This window comes from Nocardioides sp. (assembly GCF_050246775.1).
In the GTDB taxonomy this organism is placed as follows: Bacteria; Actinomycetota; Actinomycetes; order Propionibacteriales; family Nocardioidaceae; genus Nocardioides.
In genome coordinates this window covers 173,467-193,262 of record NZ_JBFWVK010000005.1, presented here as the reverse complement: position 1 = coordinate 193,262, position 19,796 = coordinate 173,467, and the positions used below count along the sequence as shown (strand labels likewise).

The following is a 19,796-nucleotide window of genomic DNA, read 5'->3' as shown; positions in this document are numbered from 1 at the left end:
AACCAGATGTCAGATCAGGTACAGCGTGATGGTGCTGCCCTTCGGCACCATCTCACCCTGCCCCGGCGACACGGAGTAGACGAAGCCCAGCCCCAGTGAGTTGTCGGACTGCTTGACGTCGACTCGGAAGCCGAGGTCCTCCAGGGTGGTCCTCGCCGACTCGACGCCGCTCGCGATCAGGCCACCGGGGATCTCCACCAGTTCGGGTCCCTGGGAGACCACCAGGGTGACGTCGTCGCCCTTGAACAGGGTGCCGGAGTCGGGGTCCTGGGAGATGACCCGGCCCTCGGGGACGCTGTCGTTGTACTCCTCGGAGCGGTTCACGACCAGTCCGAGACCGCTGAGCACCGACTCGGCCCGGTCGGCGCTTCGACCGGTGAAGTCACGGATCTTGATGGGACGTGGTCCCTTGGACAGGATCAGGTCGACCGCGGTGTCCGGCTTCACGCTCAGGCCGGCCTTCGGATCCGACCCGATGACGGTGCCTTCGGGAAGCTTCTCGCTGTACTGGCCGATGCTGCGGCCGAAGCTCAGGTTGGCAGCGAGGATCGCGTCCTGCGCCTGGTCCTCGGTCTTGCCCCTCAGCTTGGGCACGTCGTAGCGTTCCTTGCCCAGCGAGACGACCATCGTGACCGTGCCGCCGTCGAGGACGTTGGCTCCTGGGTCGGGGTCGGTGCTCATCACCTGGCCCTTGGCCACGGACTCCGAGTAGACGCGCTCGCCGACCTTCGCCTGCAGGCCCTCGGCCTCGATCTTGCTGGTCGCCGCGGCTTCGGTGAGCCCGATGACACTGGGGGTGGGGGTGTAGCGACCGGAGCCGAACCACCACGCACCCACGCCTGCGCCGGTGGCGAGCAGGAGCGCCACGAGGAAGAGGATGATGCCTCGGCGGGACCGCTTGCGGGGCAGTGTGGTGATGGAGCCCGCAGCCACCGGAACGGCGGTGCGGCCGGGAGCAGGGGTGGCCGGTCCGGTGGAGGCAAGCGTCACGGTGTGCTCGGGGAGCGCGGGAATGCGCTCCAGCGTCGATTCGCTCAGGTCCTCGGGCACGTAGGCGATCTCGTCGTCCACCGGGTCGGCCGAGGGCAGCGGCATCAGGTCGGCGGTCAGTTCCGGGTCGTCCTGGACACCTTCGGCGAGCGCCTGACGCACCCGGTGCACCTGATGCAGGTAGACCCCCGCATCGGCCGGTCGGTTGTTGCGGTCGCGCGAGGTGCCGCGGGCCACGAGAGCATCGACGTACGCCGGCAGCCCCGGGACCTCGGCGGAAGGCGCTGGGACGTCCTCGTGCACGTGCTTGTAGGCGACCGCGATGGGCGACTCGCCCTCGTGGGGCTTGTGGCCGGTCAGCATCTCGTAGAGGACGACCCCGGCCGCGTAGACGTCCGCGCGGGCGTCGGACGTGCCGTCGATGACCAGCTCAGGCGCCAGGTAGGAGACTGTCCCGATGAGCACCCCGCCGGTGGCGGTGTGCTGGGTGTCGGTGCTGACGGCCTTGGCCAGACCGAAGTCGGCGACCTTGATCCTGCCGTCGTCGGCGATGAGCACGTTCTCGGGCTTGATATCGCGGTGGATGAGGCCCGCGCGATGGGCCGCGGCGAGTGCGGACAGCACCGGGTCGATCAGCGACATCGCCCGGGTGGGCGACATCGGCGCCTCCTTGCGGATGACGTCGCGCAGGGTGTGTCCCGGGACGTACTCCATCGCCAGGAAGACGGTCCCCTGATCGGTCCCCTGGTCGAAGACGCCCACCACATTGGGGTGCGACAGCCTGGCTGCCGCGCGCGCCTCGCGCACGAAGCGGGCCGCGAACTCCTCGTCGTCCCCGAGACCGGGATGCATGATCTTGACCGCGACCGTGCGGTCCAGCCGGATGTCGGTGGCCTCGTAGACACTGGCCATGCCGCCGCGGGCGATCCGTGGGCCGATGCGATAGCGGCCCTCGAGGACTCGACCGATCAGGGGGTCAGCGACTCGGCCATCACGCCGATCTTCGCGAGATGGCCCCTGGGCGTCGACGTCCACAGCGTGCCTCCAGACGACCGGACGGGGAAGGATCCGGACCCCTATCGTACGGTCGCGCCCGCCTCAGGGCCGATTTCCGGGCGGTCAGCGGCGTGGCGCAGCAGGTCGCTCACCCAGGCGGCAGGCCGCGTTCGAGGCGGTGCTTGATCGCACGCACATTCGCGACGTAGCGATGGGTGTCGTCGTACCAGCCGTCTTCGCGCACCGCGCCCACCCCCTGGTAGTAGCTGGCGATCAGGTCGCCGCGCCCACGGGTCATCTGCGCCAGGACCTTCAGGAGCAGGACGCCCGCGGTCACGTTGTCCCTGAGATGGCGCAGGTGCAGGGGTCGCCCGGCGTAGATCTCCATCCATCGTCCGGTGTCCTTGATCACCTGCATCGCCCCGAACGCGCCGGCACTCGACACGTGGCCCATCTGCCAGCCGGCCTCCTGCCAGGACACGGCCAGCGCGAGCTCGGGGTCGACTCCGTGGCGCTCAGCGGTGCGGGCGACGACCGCGCGCACGTGCGCGCGGCTGGGGCTGCGGCCGGGGCTGCGGCCGGTGGTGTGGCTGGCGGTGGCGTGATCGCGGGTCCCCGGCTTTGCGGGGCCCACCACGGGGATTCGGATCCGCTGGCCGACGTAGAGCCTCGCCGCCGGGCCGAGATGGTTGAGGGCGATGAGCTCCGCGGTCCACGCGTGGAAACGCACCGCCAGCCCGCTGGCCGTCTCGCCGGGGCGGACCACGTGAGGCACGATGTGGCGATCTTCGGCGCGGGAGGGAGCTGTGGCGTCCGCGTGCGGAGTCACGGTGAGGAGCAGGGTGCCCACCAGGATGGCTGCCAGGGAGCCGGTCAGCGTGCGGGTCGTGAAGGTCATGGGGAAGTCCCTTCCGGTCGGGCAGTGGCACGACAAGCCATCGACGTTACGCATGTGACGGGTGGGCTTCAAGTGACGACGGTCCCAGGCGTGTCCGAGAGCCCCTGAACGCGCCGATTTCAGGGGTCGCCGGGGTGGTGGAAGAGTGGATGCCATGAATGAGCACGAGACCTCGGTCGACCTCGGGGCCCTGGTGCCGCAATGGCTCGACTGGGCGGCCGCAGCCCAGGAACTGGGCGCCAGTGTCAACCAGATCCGGACCATGATCCGCGAGCATCGCCTGGCTGCCGCCGTACCGTCCCCCGGAGCCGGCCAGCAGATCCCGGCCGCCTTCATCATGGAGGGTGAGATCGTCAAGGGTCTGCCCGGCCTGCTGACCGTCCTGCACGACCACGGCTTCGATGACCGCGAGGCCATCGAGTGGATCTTCACCGATGCCGAGTTGCCCGGGGCACCGATCGACGCCCTGCGCGAGAACCGCGGGTCCGAGGCCAAGCGCCGCGCCCAGGCCCTCCTCTGAGTTCAGGCGCACCGATGTCGACGTCGCAGCGGCGGGCCCTGGCCGGCGTGGCACTGGCCCTGGCAGTAGCCGTGCTGACGTGGTGGGTCCAGGGCAACGACTCCTCGAACACCGAGGCCGACACGCGCACCACGCCGTCGATCGTGGCCGCTGCGTCGCCCACGGCCGACGGGGACTCGAGACTGGGGACGATGTCGGTCGGCGAACTGCCGGCCGAGGGCCAGGACATGCTCGACCTGATCGATCAGGGTGGCCCGTTCCCAGGATCCCGAGACGGCGTGACCTTCGAGAATCGCGAAGGCATCCTGCCCGATCACGAGCGCGCTTACTACCACGAGTACACCGTGCCGACCCCCGGATCCAACGATCGCGGTGCGCGACGAATCGTCGTCGGCGACTCCGGCGAGTTCTACTACACCGACGACCACTACGACTCCTTCAGGAGGATCGCGCGATGACGGGTTTGGCTTCGCTCATTGCCGGACGCCACGAGCCGGGCATCTACCGCTGGCACGCCGCCTTCGAGGTCGAGGACGTGCGCCACACCGTCGAGCACGCCGGGGCACGGTTCGCCTACCTCGACGGGTGGAAGACCGAGACCAAGGCCGAGTTCCTGACCGCCATCGGGGAGTCCTTCGGGTTCCCGGACTACTACGGGCACAACTTCGACGCCCTGCTCGACTGTCTGCGCGATGTCGGCAGCTATCCCGAGGATCCTGAGGAGCAGGGCGGCACCATCTTCCTGTGGGACGGGTGGGGGCCGTTCGCGCGGGCCGACGAACGATCGTTCTCCGTCGCGCTGAGCGTGTTGTCGCAACGCGTCGACGAGATCGAGGCGGGTCGTTTCAGCGTCCTGCTCCGCGGCGACGGCCCGGACCTGGTCGACGTCCCCTCGTTGGACTGAGCGGTTCCTCAGACTGACCGCTGGGTCACAGCGTCGGCCAGGGCACGTAGGGCGGCACGAGCATCGTCGTCGATGGCGGCCCGCTCCAGCCCCTCCAAAGACAGCCGGGTGAGCTCGTCGATGACGGACTCGACCTGATGACTGGCCCCGGACTCGGAGATGATCCGGCGCAGCTCCTCGACCTCATCGGGGCCGAGGGCGGTGCCGAGGGCTGCATCGAGATGTGCTCCGTCGGCCGCCGCGGCGGCGTCGAGCGTCAGGGCCACCAGCACGGTGCGCTTGCCTTCCACCAGGTCGTCGCCGGCAGGCTTGCCGGTGCTGGCGGGATCACCGAAGACGCCCAGCTGGTCGTCGCGCAACTGGAACGCTTCGCCGAGCGGGAGCCCGAAGGTGCTCAGCACGGCGAGCTGGTCGTCGCTGGCTCCGGCCAGCGCTGCTCCAATGTGCAGGGGCCGCTCGATGGAGTACTTGGCGGACTTGTAGCGCAGCACCGTCATGGCTGTCTCCACGTCGGCGCGTCCTCGGGCCTGCACCGAGACGTCGAGGAACTGTCCGGCGATCACCTCGGATCGGCACTGGTCGAAAACCTCCAGGGCCCGCGAGACCCGGTCGAGGGGGAGCCCACAGCGGCGCAGGAGCTCGTCGGCCCAGCTCAGCAGCAGGTCACCCAGCAGGATCGCGGCCGCGGCGCCGTACTGCCCCGGCTCGCCCTCCCAGCCTGCCTTGCGGTGCGCTGCCTCGAATGCCACGTGGGTGGAGGGACGGCCCCGGCGGGTGTCCGAGGCGTCCATCAGGTCGTCGTGGACCAATGCGCTGGCGTGCAGCACCTCGAGCGCCGCACAGGCACGCAGCAGCGCCGTCTCGTCTGCCACGCTGCCGGCGTGTGCCCGGAAGCCCCAGTAGCAGAAGGCGGCTCGGAATCGTTTGCCCCCCGTGACCGATCTCCTGGCCTCGGTCACCAGCGCCGCTGCGTCAGGTCCCAGAGGTGCCAGCCGGTTGGCCTGGTGGAGCACGAAGTCGTCGAGGACACCCTGGATCCGGGCGGCGAAGGCAACGGAGTCGAGGGGAGAGCTCACCGGGGGAGCGTATTCCCATGTGGAACCGGTCCGCGGTGCCGGGGTGGGCTTCCTAGACTGGTGCCATGAGTTCTCCCAGCAGACGCGGCATCGGGCAGCGCTTGCGGGAAGGGGAGCAGTCCTTCTCGTTCGAGTTCTTCCCGCCGAAGGACGAAGCAGGCGAGGCGCAGCTGTGGGACGCGATCCGCGAACTGGAGCCCTATCAGCCCACCTTCGTCTCCGTCACCTACGGCGCCGGGGGCACCAGCCGCGACACGACCGTGCGGATCACCGGTCGCATCGCGCGCGAGACCCCGATGCTCCCGCTGGGCCACCTGACTTGTGTGGGACACACCCGCGACGAGTTGCAGGCGATCCTGGCCTCCTATGCCGAAGCCGGCGTGCACAACGTGCTCGCCCTCCGCGGGGACCCGCAGGACGGACCTCGGGCGGAGTGGACCCCCACCCCTGGTGGTCTGACCTATGCCAGCGACCTCGTCGAGCTCGCTGCCCCGGACTTCACGGTCGGCGTCGCGGCGTTCCCCGATGGACATCCCTCGGCACCCTCCCTCGAGCGCGATGCCGAGGTCCTGCTCGCCAAGGAGCGGGCGGGCGCGGAGTTCGCGATCACCGACATGGTGTTCCGTGCCACTGACTACTTCGCGCTCCTGGAGCGAGCGAAGGCCGTCGGCGTCACCATGCCGATCCTTCCGGGCATCATGCCCATCCTCAATCTCGGCCAGGTGCGTCGGATGGCTGAGTTGTCAGGCCGGGATCTGCCAGCCGAGGTGGTCCAGCGCATCACCGCTCACGCCGACGACCCGGTCGGGCTGCGTGCCGAGGGCATCGCGGTGGCCGCCGAGATGTGCGAGGCACTGTTGGCGGGCGGAGCGCCAGGCCTGCACTTCTACACACTGAACCGGTCGAGGGCGACGCGCGACATCTTCACGGCCCTGCGGATCACGGTCTGACGATCTTGGTGCGGCCACTAGCCTTCACGTCATGACTCGTACCGTCTCTGTCACCGGCCGGGGCCATGTCCGGGTGATCCCTGACTCCGCAGTCGTCCGGGTGGCCGCCGCGCACCGTGCCGCCTCGGTGGGCGAGGCGTTCGCGGGGGTCGGCTCGGCCGTGGCTGCCATCACCGAGACCGCTCGTGGCGAGGTCGAGGAGTCCCGCATCGGTTCCAGCGACCTGAGTGTCTGGCCGGTCACCGACCAGGACAACCACCCGGATGGTTTCGAGTGCCGGCACGCGCTTGAGATCCGGTGTCCCTCCCTCGATGTCGCCGGCGCCCTGCTGGAGGCGCTGGTCGGAGCCGTCGGTGACCGACTCCAGGTCGAGGGGGTCTCGCTGGAGGTCACCGACAAGGGTGCGGCTCAGGTGCAGGCACGGGCGGCGGCCTACGCCGACTCGGTGGCTCGGGCCACCGAGCTGGCCACGCTGTCCGGGGCCCGTCTGGGCCAGGTGCTGTCGCTGGCCGAGGGAGACAGCCACTCCGGCGGGGTCCGAGCCTTCGCGGCTTCCGCCAAGGCGGACTTCCAACCCGGCGAGCGGGCGCTGGCGCTCTCGCTGGACGTCACCTTCGAGCTTCTCGACCTGTCGTCCTGACTCGTGGCCGGCGGACACTCCCACTCCCGCGGCGGCTCCAGTGACGTCGCGGCCAGCGCACGTCCGCGGCTGATCCTGCTCCTCGCCCTGGCCCTCGTAGCCGTGGCCACCCTCGTCGGCCTGTTCCGGCTGTGGCCGGACGAAGCCACCCTGCGAGAGGTTGGTGGGGAGGTGGAGTTCAGTGCTCCCGGCGTCACCTACCCACACGCGACGATCACCGAGGTCCAGCGGCCGTGTACCCAGGCGTCCGGTGGCGCGGACCAGGGTGCGAAGTCCTGTGGCCAGATGTCGGTGACCCTCGACACCGGCCCCGACAAAGGGACCGAGGTCATGGTGCCGCTGGTGGGTCCGCAGGCGCAGGCCGGCCTGCGCACCGGTGACAGTGTTCAGATGCAGCGGATCCCCGGCGAGGGCGGCGGCCCGGCCAGCTATGCCCTCTTCGGAGTCGATCGCGGCCACTCGCTGCTGTGGATGACGCTGCTTTTCGTCCTGGTCGTGGGTGCGGTGGCGAGATTGCGCGGACTCCTGGCGCTGGTGGGGCTCGCGTTCAGCGGTGTGGTGATCGTGAAGTTCATGATGCCGGCCCTGTTGTCGGGCGGATCCGGACTCGCGGTGGCCGTGGTCGGCGCCACAGCCATCATGTATGTGGTGCTCTACGTGGCCCACGGGCCGACGATCCGCACCAGCACCGCTCTGGCCGGCACGCTCATCGGCGTGGCGATCACGGCTGCGCTGGCCCACGTCGCCGTCGATGTCAACCGGCTCAGTGGGATCGGGGACGAGACCTCACTGAGGCTGCAGTCGCTCGTAGGGGACCTGGACTTCCGTGGCCTGCTGACCTGCGCGATCATCGTCGCCGGTCTCGGGGTGCTCAACGACGTGACCATCACGCAGTCCTCGGCGGTCTGGGAGCTGCGCGCCGCCGCGCCTGACCTGCCTCGACGCGAGCTCTTCACCAGCGCGATGCGGATCGGTCGCGACCACATCGCCTCCACGATCTACACGATCGTCTTCGCCTACGCCGGAGCGGCCCTGTCCGTGCTCCTGGTGCTGTACCTGTATGACCGACCGCTGCTCGACCTGCTCGGCACCGAGGACATCGCGATCGAGGTGGTGCGCACGCTGGCCAGCTCCATCGGACTGGTGCTCGCCGTGCCCGTCACCACGGCGATCGCCGTGGCCACCGTTGCCGGCCCCGGCGACGCGACACCACGCCGGCACCGGCACTGACTCAGTCAGAGGTCAGCGTGGCCAACAGTGCCGTGCTGACCTCGACGATCTCCTCCTGAGCGGCGCCACGGCTGACCGACGGCTCGCCGTCGCCGGGCTGCACACCGTAGTCGCCGAAGAAGGAATGGACAGCACCCTCGATCGCCACGAACGTGGCGTCCGGCGGCAGGTCGGCGCGACTGGCCTCGATGTCGGCCGGCGTCGCCAGGGCGTCCTGGGTCCCGGACACCGAGGTGACGTGAAGCTCGGTCATCGCGGCCAGCGAGTCGAGCGGGTAGGACGCCCACAGCAGCAGACCCGCGATCTGGGCGGGGTGGCGCTCGACGTACCAGGACGCGGCGACGCCGCCGAGACTGTGCCCTCCGAGCACCCAGTGGTCGATCTCGTCGTGGTCGGCGATGATGCCGGTTGGCGCGCCGAGGGCGGTGAAGCCGATCCCGAACGGCTGCTTCACGATCACCACGAGGTAGCCAGCCGCGGCCACCGGTTCGAGAAGCCGGAGGTAGGCACGTGGGTCCACCCGGGCACCCGGCTGGAAGATCAGCGCGGTGTCCGGGGCAGTGCCCACCGGGGTGAGGGTCAACCGTGTCGTCGAGTCGTCCACCCTGACCGCGCCGCTGTGATCCACCAGCGCGATCGCGTCGTCGGTGGCACTGAACGGACGCAGGTAGACCAGCGAACCCAGCACAGCGGCACTCACGAGCAGGGCGAGCCCGCGCCACGCGAGGACCAGCCACCGAGCGCGCGTCGGCACGGACAGCCCGGCCCGGCGTCGTGCGAGTGCGACGACTGCCAACGCCAGCACGATGACCCCCACCAGGCCGGCGAGGGCAGCCGTGACGGCATGGGCGGGATGACTGGCGAGCAGCACGTCGGCGCTGGTCACCCAGGTCCAGGTGGCCACCGACAGCCACGCAGCACCCAGGATTGCACGCCACCAGATCCGACCAGCCGGGACGTTGCTCTCGTTCACCCGGGCAGTCTGCCGCACCGGCCGGGGAGCTCCTCCGGGCGAGCCGAGGTCAACTAGGGTCTCGGGCATGGCGGGCGTGGTGGTGGTGGGCGGTGGCCTGGGCGGACTGGCCAGCGCGGCCCGCCTCGCCAAGCTGGGCCATCAGGTCACCCTGGTCGATGCCGGCCAGACCCTCGGCGGCGCCCTGCGACCGGTCGAACGCGACGACTACATGTGGGACTCGGCGGCCACGTACTCCCTCCTGCCCGCCGTCGTGCGCGACCTGTTCCGCAAGTCCGGGCGTCCGATCGAGCGTGAGCTGGAGCTGATCAAGGTCCCGGTGCTCCGCGAGCACCGGTTCGCCGACGGCAGTCGTGTGTCGGTCCATGGTGGTTCGAGAGCCGAACAGCTGGGTGCCTTCAATGCCCTCGGCCCCGGGCTCGGTGACCAGTGGTGCGACTTCGTCGCCGCCTATGCCGACGACTGGGAGCTCATCCGCCGCAACTACCTGGAGCGACCCTGGGCCCCCGACGTGGCGCCCCGCGAGCTCGCCCGCCGACTGCTCTCGCGTGAGTCGCTGCACCGCAGGATCACGGGTGTCCTGGCCGATCCGCGACTACGCGAGGTGGCAGCCTTCCCGCATGTGTACGCCGGGCACGACCTGCGCTCGGTCCCGGCCTGGCTGGGCACCACGTCGTACGTCGAGCAGGCCTTCGGTGGTTGGACGCTGCCGGGAGGCATGGCCACTCTGGCCACCGCGCTGACCAGGCGGCTGGCCACGCGAGGGGTCACGGTGCTCTCCGGCACCGTCACCGATCTGGTGGTCCGCCACGACCGGGTCGTGGCCGTGCGGATCGGTCCCGAGGAGCTCGCCGCCGATGCCGTGGTCGTGGCGGTGGACCCGAGGCGGCTGCCCGCCCTGGCACCCCACGTCCGCCGGACCATCCCGGTGACCCCACCGGCCACCACCTACCTCGGTCTCAGCGGGGAGGTGCCGGCTCTCGCCCCCGAGACCGCTGTGCACGGTGCGGGTCTCCTGGTGGTCCGTACCGGTGGCCGGGCCCCCTCGGGACACCACGCGTGGACGCTCCAGCATCGCGGCTCGCCAACCGACCCGGTCGAGGCACTGGCCGCCCGCGGGATCGACGTCCGTGAGCAGGTGGTGGTCCGGATCGACCGCACGCCGGTCGAGCTCGTGGCGGACTGGGGCGGTTCACCCGACGGTCTGCTCTGGCAGGGACGTCGCACCATCCGTGACCGACTGGGCCCCCGGACTCCGATCGGCGGGGTGTACGCCGCCGGCGCGCACGCCGCTCCGGGCGGGGGACTGCCGTTCGTCGGACTCTCTGCGGCTCTGGTGGCCCAGGCGATCGGGCCCGCGACCTGACTCAGCCCACGCCCTGGCGCACCGGCCCGCGGCCCTTCCAACGCCGCCACCCACGACGGATGAGCTTGGCGACGAAGTAGAGCAACACCAGCCCGAACGCCAGCAGCACGCCGGCGATGGCAGCCGCGGCCCGGGGATGCTCGATCGCGAACCACACCACCGACAGGACCGCGGCGTCCTCGGCCAGGCTGGCGCCGATGTTGGACAACGGTTCCGGGGAGGAGTTGATCGCCAGCCGACTGCCCATCTTCACCGAGTGCGAGGCCAAGGCGGTGCCGCCGCCGACGACTCCCGAGATCGCCTGGTCCAGGGACGTGGCGTCACCGGCCAGCAGCACGCCGATGACCGCGCCGACAGTGGGTCGGATCGCAGTGGAGATGACATCCCAGGTGGAGTCGATGAAGGGGATCTTGTCGGCGACGAACTCCATGGCATAGAGGAAGCCGGCGAGCGCGAGGACCTCCCACCGGCCCAGCACGTTGGGAATCTGGTCGAAGTCGTTGACCCGGTCGGCGATGCCGAGCACCAGCACCACGAGATAGCTGTTGATGCCACTGGCCCAACCGCTGGAGAACGCGAGCGCGAGTGAGTCCACGGAGGTCAGCATAGGGCTGGGCGGCGCTGGGCTCACTCGGCGTCACGGACTGAGTATCCGGACCCATCCGCCTGTCGGTGATCACCGGCAGGATCGGTCGTGAGCCCGGTCCGGGGCTCCACGGGGGTGGGTCCGGGCCGGGCTTCCAGCTGTCAGTTCACCGTGAGCTCACGGGCGCCGGTGAGTTCCTGGAGCTCGTCGTACGTCGTGGAGAACACCGCGGCCGGGTGCCCGGCCGCGGCCCAGAGCACCTCGTAGCCGCGCAGCGCCGTGTCCAGCCACGTCGGGACCGGAGCGGGGTGTCCGATCGGGGAGACCCCGCCGATGACCTGCCCGGTGTGCTCACGCACGAACTCGGGTGTGGCCCGCTTCAGCGCTCCGGTGTGCTCTGCCACGAGGGCCGTGTCGACCCGGTGTGCACCCGAGGTCAGGATCAGCACGGGGGAACCGTCGGACTCGAACAGCAGGCTGTTGGCGATGGCGCCCACCTCGCAGCCGAGGGCCTCGGCCGCCAGCGCTGCTGTGTGCACCGAGTCCGGGAGTACGACGATCCGGCCGGTGCCGCCGAGGCTCTCGAGAGTGGTCCGGAAGTGGGTGATCGAGGAATGTTCAGCCATGCAGGTGACCCTAGATGAGGTCAGCGGCCGGCGAGTGCAGCCAGACTGATCGCGCTGACGTGTTCGTGGTTGGTGCCGCAGCAGCCGCCCAGGACGCTCAGGTGCGGGAGGTCTGCCCGGAGCTCGGCGTAGTCCTGGGCGAGTTCGACCGGATCACCACCGTCGAGATCCTCGGCCTCGTCGAGCTCGGCATGGCTGAGTCGTGAGGCGTTGGCGCGAAGACCGCGGATCCGCTGGGTCCACGGTGCGTCTGCAGCCAGGACGTGTGCGAAGTGGCTCGGGTGGGCGCAGTTGACCATGTAGTACGCCGGGTAGCTGTCGGTGGCGGCGTCGACGGTCTCGATGGACTCGGCCAGGCTCTCTCCGCTCGGGAGCAGGCCGTCGATCTCGACGGTGAAGGAGATGACCGCGGGGATCCCCTCGGCTCGGGCGGCAGCAGCCAGACCGGTGGCCTCGGCCGAGTAGGTCATGGTGAGGCCGGAGACCAGGTCGGCCCCGGCTGCGCGGAGGGACCGGATCTGCGGGGCGTGATACTCCTGCGCCTGGCCGGCGGTCATGGCGGAATCGACGACGTAGCCGTCGCCACGGGGTCCGAGGCAGCCGCTGATGACCACGGGGGAGCCGGGCGTCTGCCAGCGGCCCCTGATCTCGTGCAGCAGGTGCACCGCGTCGCGGTTGGCGGCGTCGAGTGCTGATGGCGAGTAGCCCAGGCGCTCGGCCCAGTCGGGATTGGCACGCCACGTGGGGGTCTCCAGGACTACGCCCAGGTCGTCGCGGCGGGCGATCTCGGCATAGCGGTCGAAGTAGCGGACCAGGGCAGCGCGGCCGTCGGGGTCCTGGAGCAGGACGAAGGCGGCGAAGTCGGGGAGGTCGAGGCCGTCCTCGAAGATCAGGGTGGTCTCGAGGCCACCATCGGTCAGGAACAGATCTGCTTCGAGTTGCGGCATGGCGCTCACAGTCACTCCTCGCGGTGGGGACGGTCTCAGTTTCTCGGTTGGTGGCTGTCGTCCACAAGTGATCAGGAAGGGATTGACGGACTGTCGGCGGGCAGGTGTATCTTTGGCTCTGTTCGAACACGTGTTCGAACAACTCAGCTCCGGTGGGACGACCTCGACCCCCGTCTCGCCGGAGCTGCCCAGGGGTCGATCCGGTTCGCGAAGTGCTCTGGGGAAGGAGCGGTCGATGCGACGTTACGACGACCCTGTTGAAGTGCGTAGGGGCATGGTGGGGGAGCCAGCCCTGGAGGCTCCTGAACAGTTCCTCTGGCACGGGCGACTGTGGAAGGTGCGCGATGTGGTTGCGCACTGGGTGGAGACCGGGCCCTGGTGGCAGTCCAGCGGGGTTCGGGCCGTGATCGGGTCCGACGACCCCTCTACTCCCGAGCTCCGGGGGACCGACCTCCTGGGAGAACGCGAGTTCTGGCGGGTCGAGGCCGGTGTTGGGCCGGCTTCCTCCGGAGTCTTCGACCTGGCCTTCGACTGGGCCGATGGCAACTGGCAGCTCGTCGGCTGTGTGGACTGAGGTGATCTCGATGCCACCCATGGTGCTGCCAGCCACCACCCACTCCTACCTCGCTCGCGCCGCTGAGTCCTTGACCGAGGCCATGACCTCGACCGACGTTCCCACGCGCTATGCCTGTGCGCACGTGTCTGCCCTGCGGGCCACCGCTGCGCTCCTGGCGGCGCGGGCCCATCCGTCCCCGCCCCGGCGCAAGGCCCAGAAGAACGCGTGGGTCCTCCTGGCCGACGTGGCTCCCGAGCTCTCGGAGTGGGCTTCCTTCTTCGCCTCGGGCGCCGCCAAGCGTGCGGCCGCTGAGGCAGGGTCGCGACGGGCGGTGAGCGCCCGTGAAGCTGACGACCTGATCCGCGACGCCGATCGGTTCCTCGGGGTCGTCGAGATCGCACTCGGGCTCACCCCCCACGTCCCCTACGAGGAGCAGTTGTTCGCCAACAGGGGCGCCGGCAGGGGTAGGGGAGAGCTGAGTGCCTGACCCGTTCGTCCATCTCCACGTGGCGTCGGGTTATTCACTGCAGTACGGCGCCTCCCATCCCCACGTGCTCGTCGAACGAGCCGCGGAGCAGGAGATGGACACCTTGGCACTGACCGATCGCGACGGCACCTACGGTGCGATCAAGTTCGCCAAGGCCTGTCTGCGTGCCGGGATCCGCCCGGTGCTGGGTGTCGACCTGGCCTATAGCCCCCTGCTCCCAAGCCCGCCTGACGTCGTTCAGGTGAGACGTCGCAACCCGGTCCGGGGAGGGTCGTTTCGCGAACCCTGGCTCCCCAGGGCCACCTTCCTGGCGAGCGCAGGGTCGAGCGGCAGTGCCGGCTGGGCTGCCATCTGTCGCCTGGTCTCCACCACCCAGCTCGCCGGGGAGCGCGGTCGACCGGTGGTGTCACTCGACCAGATCGCCGAGCACCTCGCCGGCGGTGACGTGATGGTGCTGCTCGGACCCACCTCCGAGGTCGGGGTGGCTGCCGCTCAGCGGCGTGATGACCGGGCGCAGGCCGCACTCGCCCGGTGGCGCGAGATCGTGCCGGCGGAGAACCTCGTCGTGGAGGTCGTGTCCCATCGGTTGCCCAGCGCCTCGCACGGATGGGGGCCGGGGTCCTCACCCCACGCGGCCCGGATGACCGGACTGGCCCGACGGCTCGGGCTCGGCGTGGTGCTCACCAACGCCGTGCGCTACGCCAATCGGCTCGATGCGCCGACCGTCGATGTCCTCGACGCCGCTCGGCGACTGGTCGCCCTGGACCACCGCCATGTGGACCGGGGCAATGCCGAGGGCTTCTTGAAGTCCGGCAAACAGATGCACGAGATGGCCGAGGAGATCTGCCGCCTTGCCGGGTTGGGGGAGCGGGACGCCCGCGACCTGCTGGCCCGCACCCGCACCCTGGCCGACCGGTGTGCGCTCGACCCGCGTCGTGACCTCGGACTGGGGGAGGTGCACTTCCCGGAGTTCGAGCTGTCGGCAGCCGCGACCGGTTCGAGCACGGCTACCACAGCCGACGGTCTGCTGCGGGCGCGTTGCGAGGGGGCGATCGGCAATCGTTACGGCTCCGCTCCCCGACAGCGGATCTGGAAGCGGCTCGACGACGAGCTCCAGATCATCGGACACCTCGGCTACGCGTCCTACTTCCTCACCGTCGGTGACGTCACCGACCTGATCCGGAGGATGGGAGTGCGATGCGCTGCTCGCGGTTCGGGAGCAGGCAGCCTGGTCAACTACCTGCTCGGCGTCTCCGGGGTCGACCCGATCCGTCACGGACTGCTGATGGAGCGCTTCCTCTCACCCCTGCGACAGGCCCTGCCTGACATCGACGTCGACGTGGAGTCCGCCCGTCGGCTGGAGGTCTACTCCGCGATCCTCGACACCTACGGTGGTGAGCGCTGCGTGTGCGTCTCCATGATGGACACCTACCGGGTCCGTCATGCGGTCCGGGACGTCGGGGCAGCCCTGGGGATGCCGCCCGGCGAGACCGACGCCATCGCCAAGGCGTTCCCGCACATCAGGGCCCGAGACGCCCGAGTGGCTCTGCGCGAGTTGCCCGAACTTCGGGCCTCGGGGCTCGGGGAGGAGCGGCTCGACCTCATGTTCCGGCTCGTGGAGCGTCTCGACGGGCTGCCCCGCCACATCGCCGTTCACCCCTGCGGGGTGCTGCTCTCCGACGCGACCCTGCTCGACCGCACCCCGGTCGAGGCGAGCTATGCCGGGTTCCCGATGAGCCAGTTCGACAAGGACGACGTCGAGGACCTCGGCCTGCTCAAGCTCGACGTGCTCGGCATCCGCATGCAGTCCGCCATGGCTCACGCTCTCGAGGAGATCAAGCGGGTCGACGGGCCAGAGATCGATCTGGACGACGAGACCCAGGTGCCTTTCGACGACCCGGCGACGTACTCGATGATCAGTCAGGCCAAGACCCTCGGGGTCTTCCAGATCGAGTCTCCCGGCCAGCGTGAGCTGGTTGGGAAGTCCGGGATCGAGAGCTTCGAGGACATCATCACCGACATCTCGCTGTTCCGTCCCGGACCGGTCAAGAGCGACATGATCACCCCCTACCTCAATGCCAAACAGGGGTGGAAGGCACCCAGCTACCTCCATGACGACCTGCGGCCGATCCTCGGCCAGACCCAGGGCGTGGTGGTCTTCCACGAGCAGGTGATCGAGATGATCGCCCTGTTCACCGGTATCTCCTACGCGGAGGCCGACGAGAAGCGTCGTGCGCTCGGCGACGTCGACGGGATGGCCGAGACCAAGCTCTGGTTCTTCCCCCGGGCGATGGCACGCGGCTACTCGTCCCGGGTCGTGGAGCAGATGTGGAAGGTGTTGGCCGCCTTCGCGTCCTTCGGCTTCTGCAAGGCCCATGCGGCGGCCTTCGCGTTGCCGACCTATCAGTCCGCATGGCTCAAGGCACACTGGCCGGCGCACTTCCTGGCCGGTGTCCTGACCCATGACCCGGGCATGTACCCCAAACGCCTGATCCTCGACGACGCCCGCCAGTTCGGCATCGCCGTGCTCGGCCTCGATGTCAATGCCAGCGCCAAGACCTACGTCGTGGAACCGATGGGTCCCCTCGACGAACCACCACCGGGAGTACTGGGACAGGACCCACGTCCGGTGGAACCCGGGCTGCCCGACGGTCGGGCGTGGGGGATCCGGCTCTCGCTCTCAGAGGTGAAGGGCATCAACGAGGCCGAGGTCGACAGGATCATCGCGTCCCGACCGTTCCACTCCCTGACCGACTTCTGGCACCGGGCCCGGGTGTCACGACCGATCGTCGAGCGGTTGGTGCTGGCCGGTGGTTTCGACTCGGCCTACGGGATCGGCTCCAGTCTCGGAGCAACCGATGGCGTCCGCCGCCGCGGCAAGGTGACCCGCCGCGACCTGCTGCTCCAGGTCGCCGAACTCGACCGGCATGCCCGGGCGGTCGAGAAGGCTGGCCGCGGGCGTGGTCTGGCCGGTCGCCGGGTCGCACTGGCGATCCGGCCTGCCGACGTCACGGTCGACCAGGCCGGGGAGCGCAACAGCAGTGACCCGACGACCCGCGCCGGGTCTCGACAGGCTCGACCACCGAAAGCCGACGAGCACTTCGTCGACGGTCGACCGCCCCGCGACGGAGTCTGGGCCAAGGCCGCCGCCCAGTCGAGGGCGACCCGGACACCGCCTCCCGTGACCTCCGTCCAGCTCACTCTCGATCTCGGCGACGAACCAGGGGAGGGACAGGTGAGCGGACTGCCGGAGATGAACCCCCAGGAGCGCATGAAGGCCGAGCTCGAGATCCTCGGTCTCGATGCCAGTCGCCACGTCGTCGACTCCTACGCCGAGTTCCTCGACGAGCTCGGGATCACCCGCAGCAAGGACCTGCTCACCAGACGCAGCAAGTCCGAGCTGCTGGTCGGTGGCGTCAAGGTGGCCACCCAGACCCCACCGATCAGGTCCGGACGACGGGTCATCTTCCTCACCCTCGACGACTCCACGGGCCCGGTGGACGCGACCTTCTTCGAGGATGCCCAGGGCCCCTACGCCGCCACCGTCTTCCATTCCTGGCTGCTGGTGGTGCGCGGCGAGCTGCGGCGCACGGGGCGTCGTGGGGTGTCGCTGCGGGCCACCGGCTGCTGGGAGCTCCCTGACCTGCACGCCCGGTGGCGCAGCGACGGCATGGCTGCGGTCCGGGAGTTCATGGCGATGGTGCCCGAGGGCTACACCAACGCGAGCGAGGATGCCATCACAGGAGCGGCTGAGAGCCGCAGCACCCGACCGGTGATGGCGCCCACCGAGGCGGACGGCCGGGGTGCAGCCGGCGGTATGGGGCGACGGCGGGTGCTGGTTCACTCCAGCGGTTTCAAGATGTCTCCCTACTCCGACATCAAGCCGGCCGGGGAGGAGACTCGTGACGTCGCGCGCAAGTTGTGGCATCGCAGTCCGGGGAGCGCAGGATGAACCGGGGTGTCCCACTAGGCTGGGAGACATGTCGAGCGACCGTTCTGCCAGCGAACGCCGAGGTGCCGCCCGCACCGCTGTCGTCTGGGGCGCCCTGCACCCGGTCCTCGACGGTGACGGTCACAAGGACGTCCTCGACATCGGGGGCGGGACGGGAGGATTCGCCGTCCGGGTGGCCGAGCTCGGGCACCGGGTGGTGGTGGTCGACCCGAGCCCTGACGCCCTCGCGGCGTTGGGGCGTCGCGCCCAGGAGCGCGGAGTCCCCGACCGGGTCACAGGACACCAGGGTGATGCCTCCAGCCTGCTCGACGTGGTCGCCCCGGGCAGCGCCGACGTGGTGCTGTGCCACGGCGTCCTCGAGTACGTCGACGACCCGGCCGCCGCTCTCGCCTCGATCGCCGAGGTGCTCCGCCCAGGGGGCACGCTCAGTCTCCTGGTCAGCCAACGGCACGCAGCTGTCATCGCCCGTGCCATGGCCGGTCACTTCCAGCAGGCCCGGGCGCTGCTCGACGACGACACCATCGGTGCTGCCACCTCGATCGGTGGACGTGGCACCGGTCGCAGGTTCACCCGCGACGAACTCCTCACCCTGCTCCCGGCCGCCGGTTTCACCCTCAGCACGATCCATGGCGTCCGGGTGTTCGCCGACCTGGTCCCCGGCTCCCTGCTCGACCTCGAACCCGGTGCGGCCGCCGCCTTGGTCGATCTCGAGCAGGCGGTCGCCGAACGACCCGAGTTCCTTCCGCTCGCCACGCAGCTGCACGTCGTCGCCCGACGCTGATCGTCCAGATCACAGCGGGTCGCTCCCATGACCCGCCGGGACGACGCCCTGCGTGAGCAGTCGCGCGAGTGCCACATCCTGCACATCGACATGGATGCCTTCTATGCCTCCGTGGTGGTCCGCGAGCGACCCGAGCTGCTCGAGGTCCCTGTCATCGTGGGCGGCGGCAACCGGGGCGTGGTGCTTTCGGCCAACTACCTCGCCCGTCAGTACGGCGTGCACTCGGCCATGCCGATGACCCGGGCTCGGCGGGCCTGCCCCCAGGCAGTGGTGATCGCTCCCGACTACGAGACCTTCACGCTGGTCTCGTCCTCGGTGATGGAGAACTTTCGTCAGGTCACCCCGCTGGTGGAGGTGCTCTCCCTCGACGAGGCGTTCCTCGACGTCAGCGGTTCGACCCGTCGCCTCGGCACTCCCTACGACATCGGAGAGAACCTGCGCGCCCGGATCCATGACGAGCAGGGCATCACCTGCTCGGTGGGGATCGCCGCTTCGGTGTCGGTGGCCAAGCTGGCCAGCCGGCGCGCCAAACCCGACGGCCTGGTGGTCGTCCCCCCCGCCGCCGTCACCTCCTTCCTCCACCCACTCGACGTCGGCGACCTGTGGGGAGTGGGGGAGAAGACCCAGGCGATGTTGCACCGGCTCGGGCTGATCACGGTCGGCGACGTGGCGCACACCCCGTTGCCCACGCTGCAACGTGCAGTTGGCACGGCTCTCGGCACCCAGCTGCACGAACTGGCCTGGGGCACCGACCGTCGGGTGGTCAGCACGGGGTCGGTCGGGTTCTTCGGGCTCGGTGGCGGGGCAGACACGACGCCTGACAAGAGCATGGGCGCCCAGCAGACCTTCGGTCGCGACATCGACGATCGCGAGCTCGTGCTCCGCGAGGTGCTGAGGCTGACGGCGAAGGTGACCGGGCGGATGCGTGGGGCATCGGTGGCCGGCCGGACGGTCACCCTGACCGTCCGGTTCGCCGACTTCACCACCATCACCCGGTCTCGCACCATGCCCGAAGCCACCGACGTGACCCAGGAGGTCTACCGGACCGCCACCGCGCTCTACGATGCCCTCGGTCTGCAGCGCGCCCGGATCCGTCTGGTGGGGGTGCGCGTGGAGGGACTGATGGTGCGCTCCAGCGTGCATCGACAGCTCGTCCTGGGAGAGCCGGAACACGGGTGGTCCGACGCGGACCGGGCCGTGGACCGCGCCGTACGCCGCTTCGGAGCATCCGCTGTGGGACCGGCCAGCCTCATCTCATGATCAGGTACGAAAATTATTCCCGTTGCCTACCCCATATGTTGAAGGCCTGCCTAGACTT

The 19,796-nt window shown here is 69.6% G+C and carries 19 protein-coding genes; 12 read left to right on the top strand and 7 right to left on the bottom strand.

Annotation, left to right across the window (positions count from 1 at the left end; all coding sequences use genetic code 11):
- Window positions 1-9: 9 nt before the first annotated feature.
- Together pknB and AB7I40_RS19510 are read right to left on the bottom strand one after the other, a co-directional pair.
- Window positions 10-2,025 (bottom strand): Stk1 family PASTA domain-containing Ser/Thr kinase, encoded by a 2,016-nt coding sequence (gene pknB / locus AB7I40_RS19515; RefSeq protein ID WP_428345259.1) that lies wholly within the window; start codon window positions 2,023-2,025, stop codon window positions 10-12.
- Window positions 2,026-2,134: 109 nt separating this feature from the next.
- A complete protein-coding gene (locus AB7I40_RS19510) occupies window positions 2,135-2,884 on the bottom strand; it encodes a lytic transglycosylase domain-containing protein (protein WP_428345258.1) in 750 nt (249 codons plus the stop codon).
- Window positions 2,885-3,038: 154 nt separating this feature from the next.
- Here AB7I40_RS19510 and AB7I40_RS19505 point away from each other — a divergent pair, with 154 nt between their 5' ends.
- From AB7I40_RS19505 to AB7I40_RS19495, 3 genes are read left to right on the top strand one after another with little or no spacing between them, the layout of a single operon-like run.
- Window positions 3,039-3,404: an Rv2175c family DNA-binding protein gene (locus AB7I40_RS19505; protein ID WP_428345257.1), complete on the top strand. Its 366-nt coding sequence runs from the start codon at window positions 3,039-3,041 to the stop codon at window positions 3,402-3,404.
- Window positions 3,405-3,418: 14 nt separating this feature from the next.
- Window positions 3,419-3,862, top strand: coding sequence for a ribonuclease domain-containing protein (locus AB7I40_RS19500; RefSeq protein WP_428345256.1), 444 nt, complete (start codon window positions 3,419-3,421; stop codon window positions 3,860-3,862).
- Entirely contained in the window at window positions 3,859-4,308 is a 450-nt protein-coding gene (locus AB7I40_RS19495; RefSeq protein WP_428345255.1) for a barstar family protein, read from the top strand. The genes AB7I40_RS19500 and AB7I40_RS19495 overlap by 4 nt, the downstream gene beginning before the upstream one ends.
- An 8-nt stretch (window positions 4,309-4,316) precedes the next feature.
- On the opposite strand, the gene AB7I40_RS19490 is transcribed toward AB7I40_RS19495, so the two are convergent.
- Window positions 4,317-5,384 (bottom strand): polyprenyl synthetase family protein, encoded by a 1,068-nt coding sequence (locus AB7I40_RS19490; protein WP_428345254.1) that lies wholly within the window; start codon window positions 5,382-5,384, stop codon window positions 4,317-4,319.
- Between the two features lie 65 nt (window positions 5,385-5,449).
- Here AB7I40_RS19490 and metF point away from each other — a divergent pair, with 65 nt between their 5' ends.
- From metF to AB7I40_RS19475, 3 genes are read left to right on the top strand one after another with little or no spacing between them, the layout of a single operon-like run.
- Entirely contained in the window at window positions 5,450-6,334 is an 885-nt protein-coding gene (gene metF / locus AB7I40_RS19485; RefSeq protein ID WP_428345253.1) for a methylenetetrahydrofolate reductase [NAD(P)H], read from the top strand.
- A 31-nt stretch (window positions 6,335-6,365) separates the two neighbouring features.
- Window positions 6,366-6,974 (top strand): SIMPL domain-containing protein, encoded by a 609-nt coding sequence (locus AB7I40_RS19480; RefSeq protein ID WP_428345252.1) that lies wholly within the window; start codon window positions 6,366-6,368, stop codon window positions 6,972-6,974.
- Window positions 6,975-6,977: 3 nt separating this feature from the next.
- On the top strand, window positions 6,978-8,204 hold the full coding sequence (locus AB7I40_RS19475) for a YibE/F family protein (RefSeq protein ID WP_428345251.1): 1,227 nt from the start codon (window positions 6,978-6,980) through the stop codon (window positions 8,202-8,204).
- 1 nt (window position 8,205) lies between these two features.
- Here the strand turns inward: AB7I40_RS19475 and AB7I40_RS19470 are convergent, their stop codons facing one another.
- Window positions 8,206-9,177 (bottom strand): alpha/beta hydrolase, encoded by a 972-nt coding sequence (locus AB7I40_RS19470; protein WP_428345250.1) that lies wholly within the window; start codon window positions 9,175-9,177, stop codon window positions 8,206-8,208.
- 67 nt (window positions 9,178-9,244) lie between these two features.
- On the opposite strand from AB7I40_RS19470, the gene AB7I40_RS19465 reads away from it, so the two are divergent.
- Window positions 9,245-10,543, top strand: a complete 1,299-nt coding sequence (locus AB7I40_RS19465; protein ID WP_428345249.1) for a phytoene desaturase family protein — start codon at window positions 9,245-9,247, stop codon at window positions 10,541-10,543.
- A 1-nt stretch (window position 10,544) separates the two neighbouring features.
- On the opposite strand, the gene AB7I40_RS19460 is transcribed toward AB7I40_RS19465, so the two are convergent.
- The 3 genes from AB7I40_RS19460 to AB7I40_RS19450 all read right to left on the bottom strand — a co-directional run bounded on the left by AB7I40_RS19460 (window position 10,545) and on the right by AB7I40_RS19450 (window position 12,702).
- Window positions 10,545-11,138, bottom strand: coding sequence for a DUF4126 domain-containing protein (locus AB7I40_RS19460; protein WP_428345248.1), 594 nt, complete (start codon window positions 11,136-11,138; stop codon window positions 10,545-10,547).
- Between the two features lie 152 nt (window positions 11,139-11,290).
- On the bottom strand, window positions 11,291-11,755 hold the full coding sequence (locus AB7I40_RS19455) for a YbaK/EbsC family protein (RefSeq protein ID WP_428345247.1): 465 nt from the start codon (window positions 11,753-11,755) through the stop codon (window positions 11,291-11,293).
- Between the two features lie 20 nt (window positions 11,756-11,775).
- Window positions 11,776-12,702, bottom strand: a complete 927-nt coding sequence (locus AB7I40_RS19450) for a homocysteine S-methyltransferase family protein (protein ID WP_428345468.1) — start codon at window positions 12,700-12,702, stop codon at window positions 11,776-11,778.
- A 235-nt stretch (window positions 12,703-12,937) separates the two neighbouring features.
- Here AB7I40_RS19450 and AB7I40_RS19445 point away from each other — a divergent pair, with 235 nt between their 5' ends.
- Genes AB7I40_RS19445 through dinB form a run of 5 tightly spaced genes read left to right on the top strand, consistent with a single transcriptional unit; the run spans window position 12,938 to window position 19,738 of the window.
- The gene (locus AB7I40_RS19445) at window positions 12,938-13,276 is read left to right on the top strand and encodes a DUF6504 family protein (RefSeq protein ID WP_428345246.1); all 339 of its coding nucleotides are present in this window, start codon (window positions 12,938-12,940) and stop codon (window positions 13,274-13,276) included.
- 10 nt (window positions 13,277-13,286) lie between these two features.
- Complete coding sequence (locus AB7I40_RS19440) at window positions 13,287-13,745, top strand: SAV_6107 family HEPN domain-containing protein (RefSeq protein ID WP_428345245.1); 459 nt, start codon at window positions 13,287-13,289, stop codon at window positions 13,743-13,745.
- Complete coding sequence (locus tag AB7I40_RS19435) at window positions 13,738-17,697, top strand: DNA polymerase III subunit alpha (RefSeq protein ID WP_428345244.1); 3,960 nt, start codon at window positions 13,738-13,740, stop codon at window positions 17,695-17,697. The genes AB7I40_RS19440 and AB7I40_RS19435 overlap by 8 nt, the downstream gene beginning before the upstream one ends.
- A 28-nt stretch (window positions 17,698-17,725) precedes the next feature.
- Window positions 17,726-18,478: a class I SAM-dependent methyltransferase gene (locus AB7I40_RS19430; protein WP_428345243.1), complete on the top strand. Its 753-nt coding sequence runs from the start codon at window positions 17,726-17,728 to the stop codon at window positions 18,476-18,478.
- A 27-nt stretch (window positions 18,479-18,505) separates the two neighbouring features.
- Window positions 18,506-19,738 (top strand): DNA polymerase IV, encoded by a 1,233-nt coding sequence (gene dinB / locus AB7I40_RS19425; RefSeq protein WP_428345242.1) that lies wholly within the window; start codon window positions 18,506-18,508, stop codon window positions 19,736-19,738.
- The last annotated feature ends 58 nt before the right edge of the window (window positions 19,739-19,796 follow it).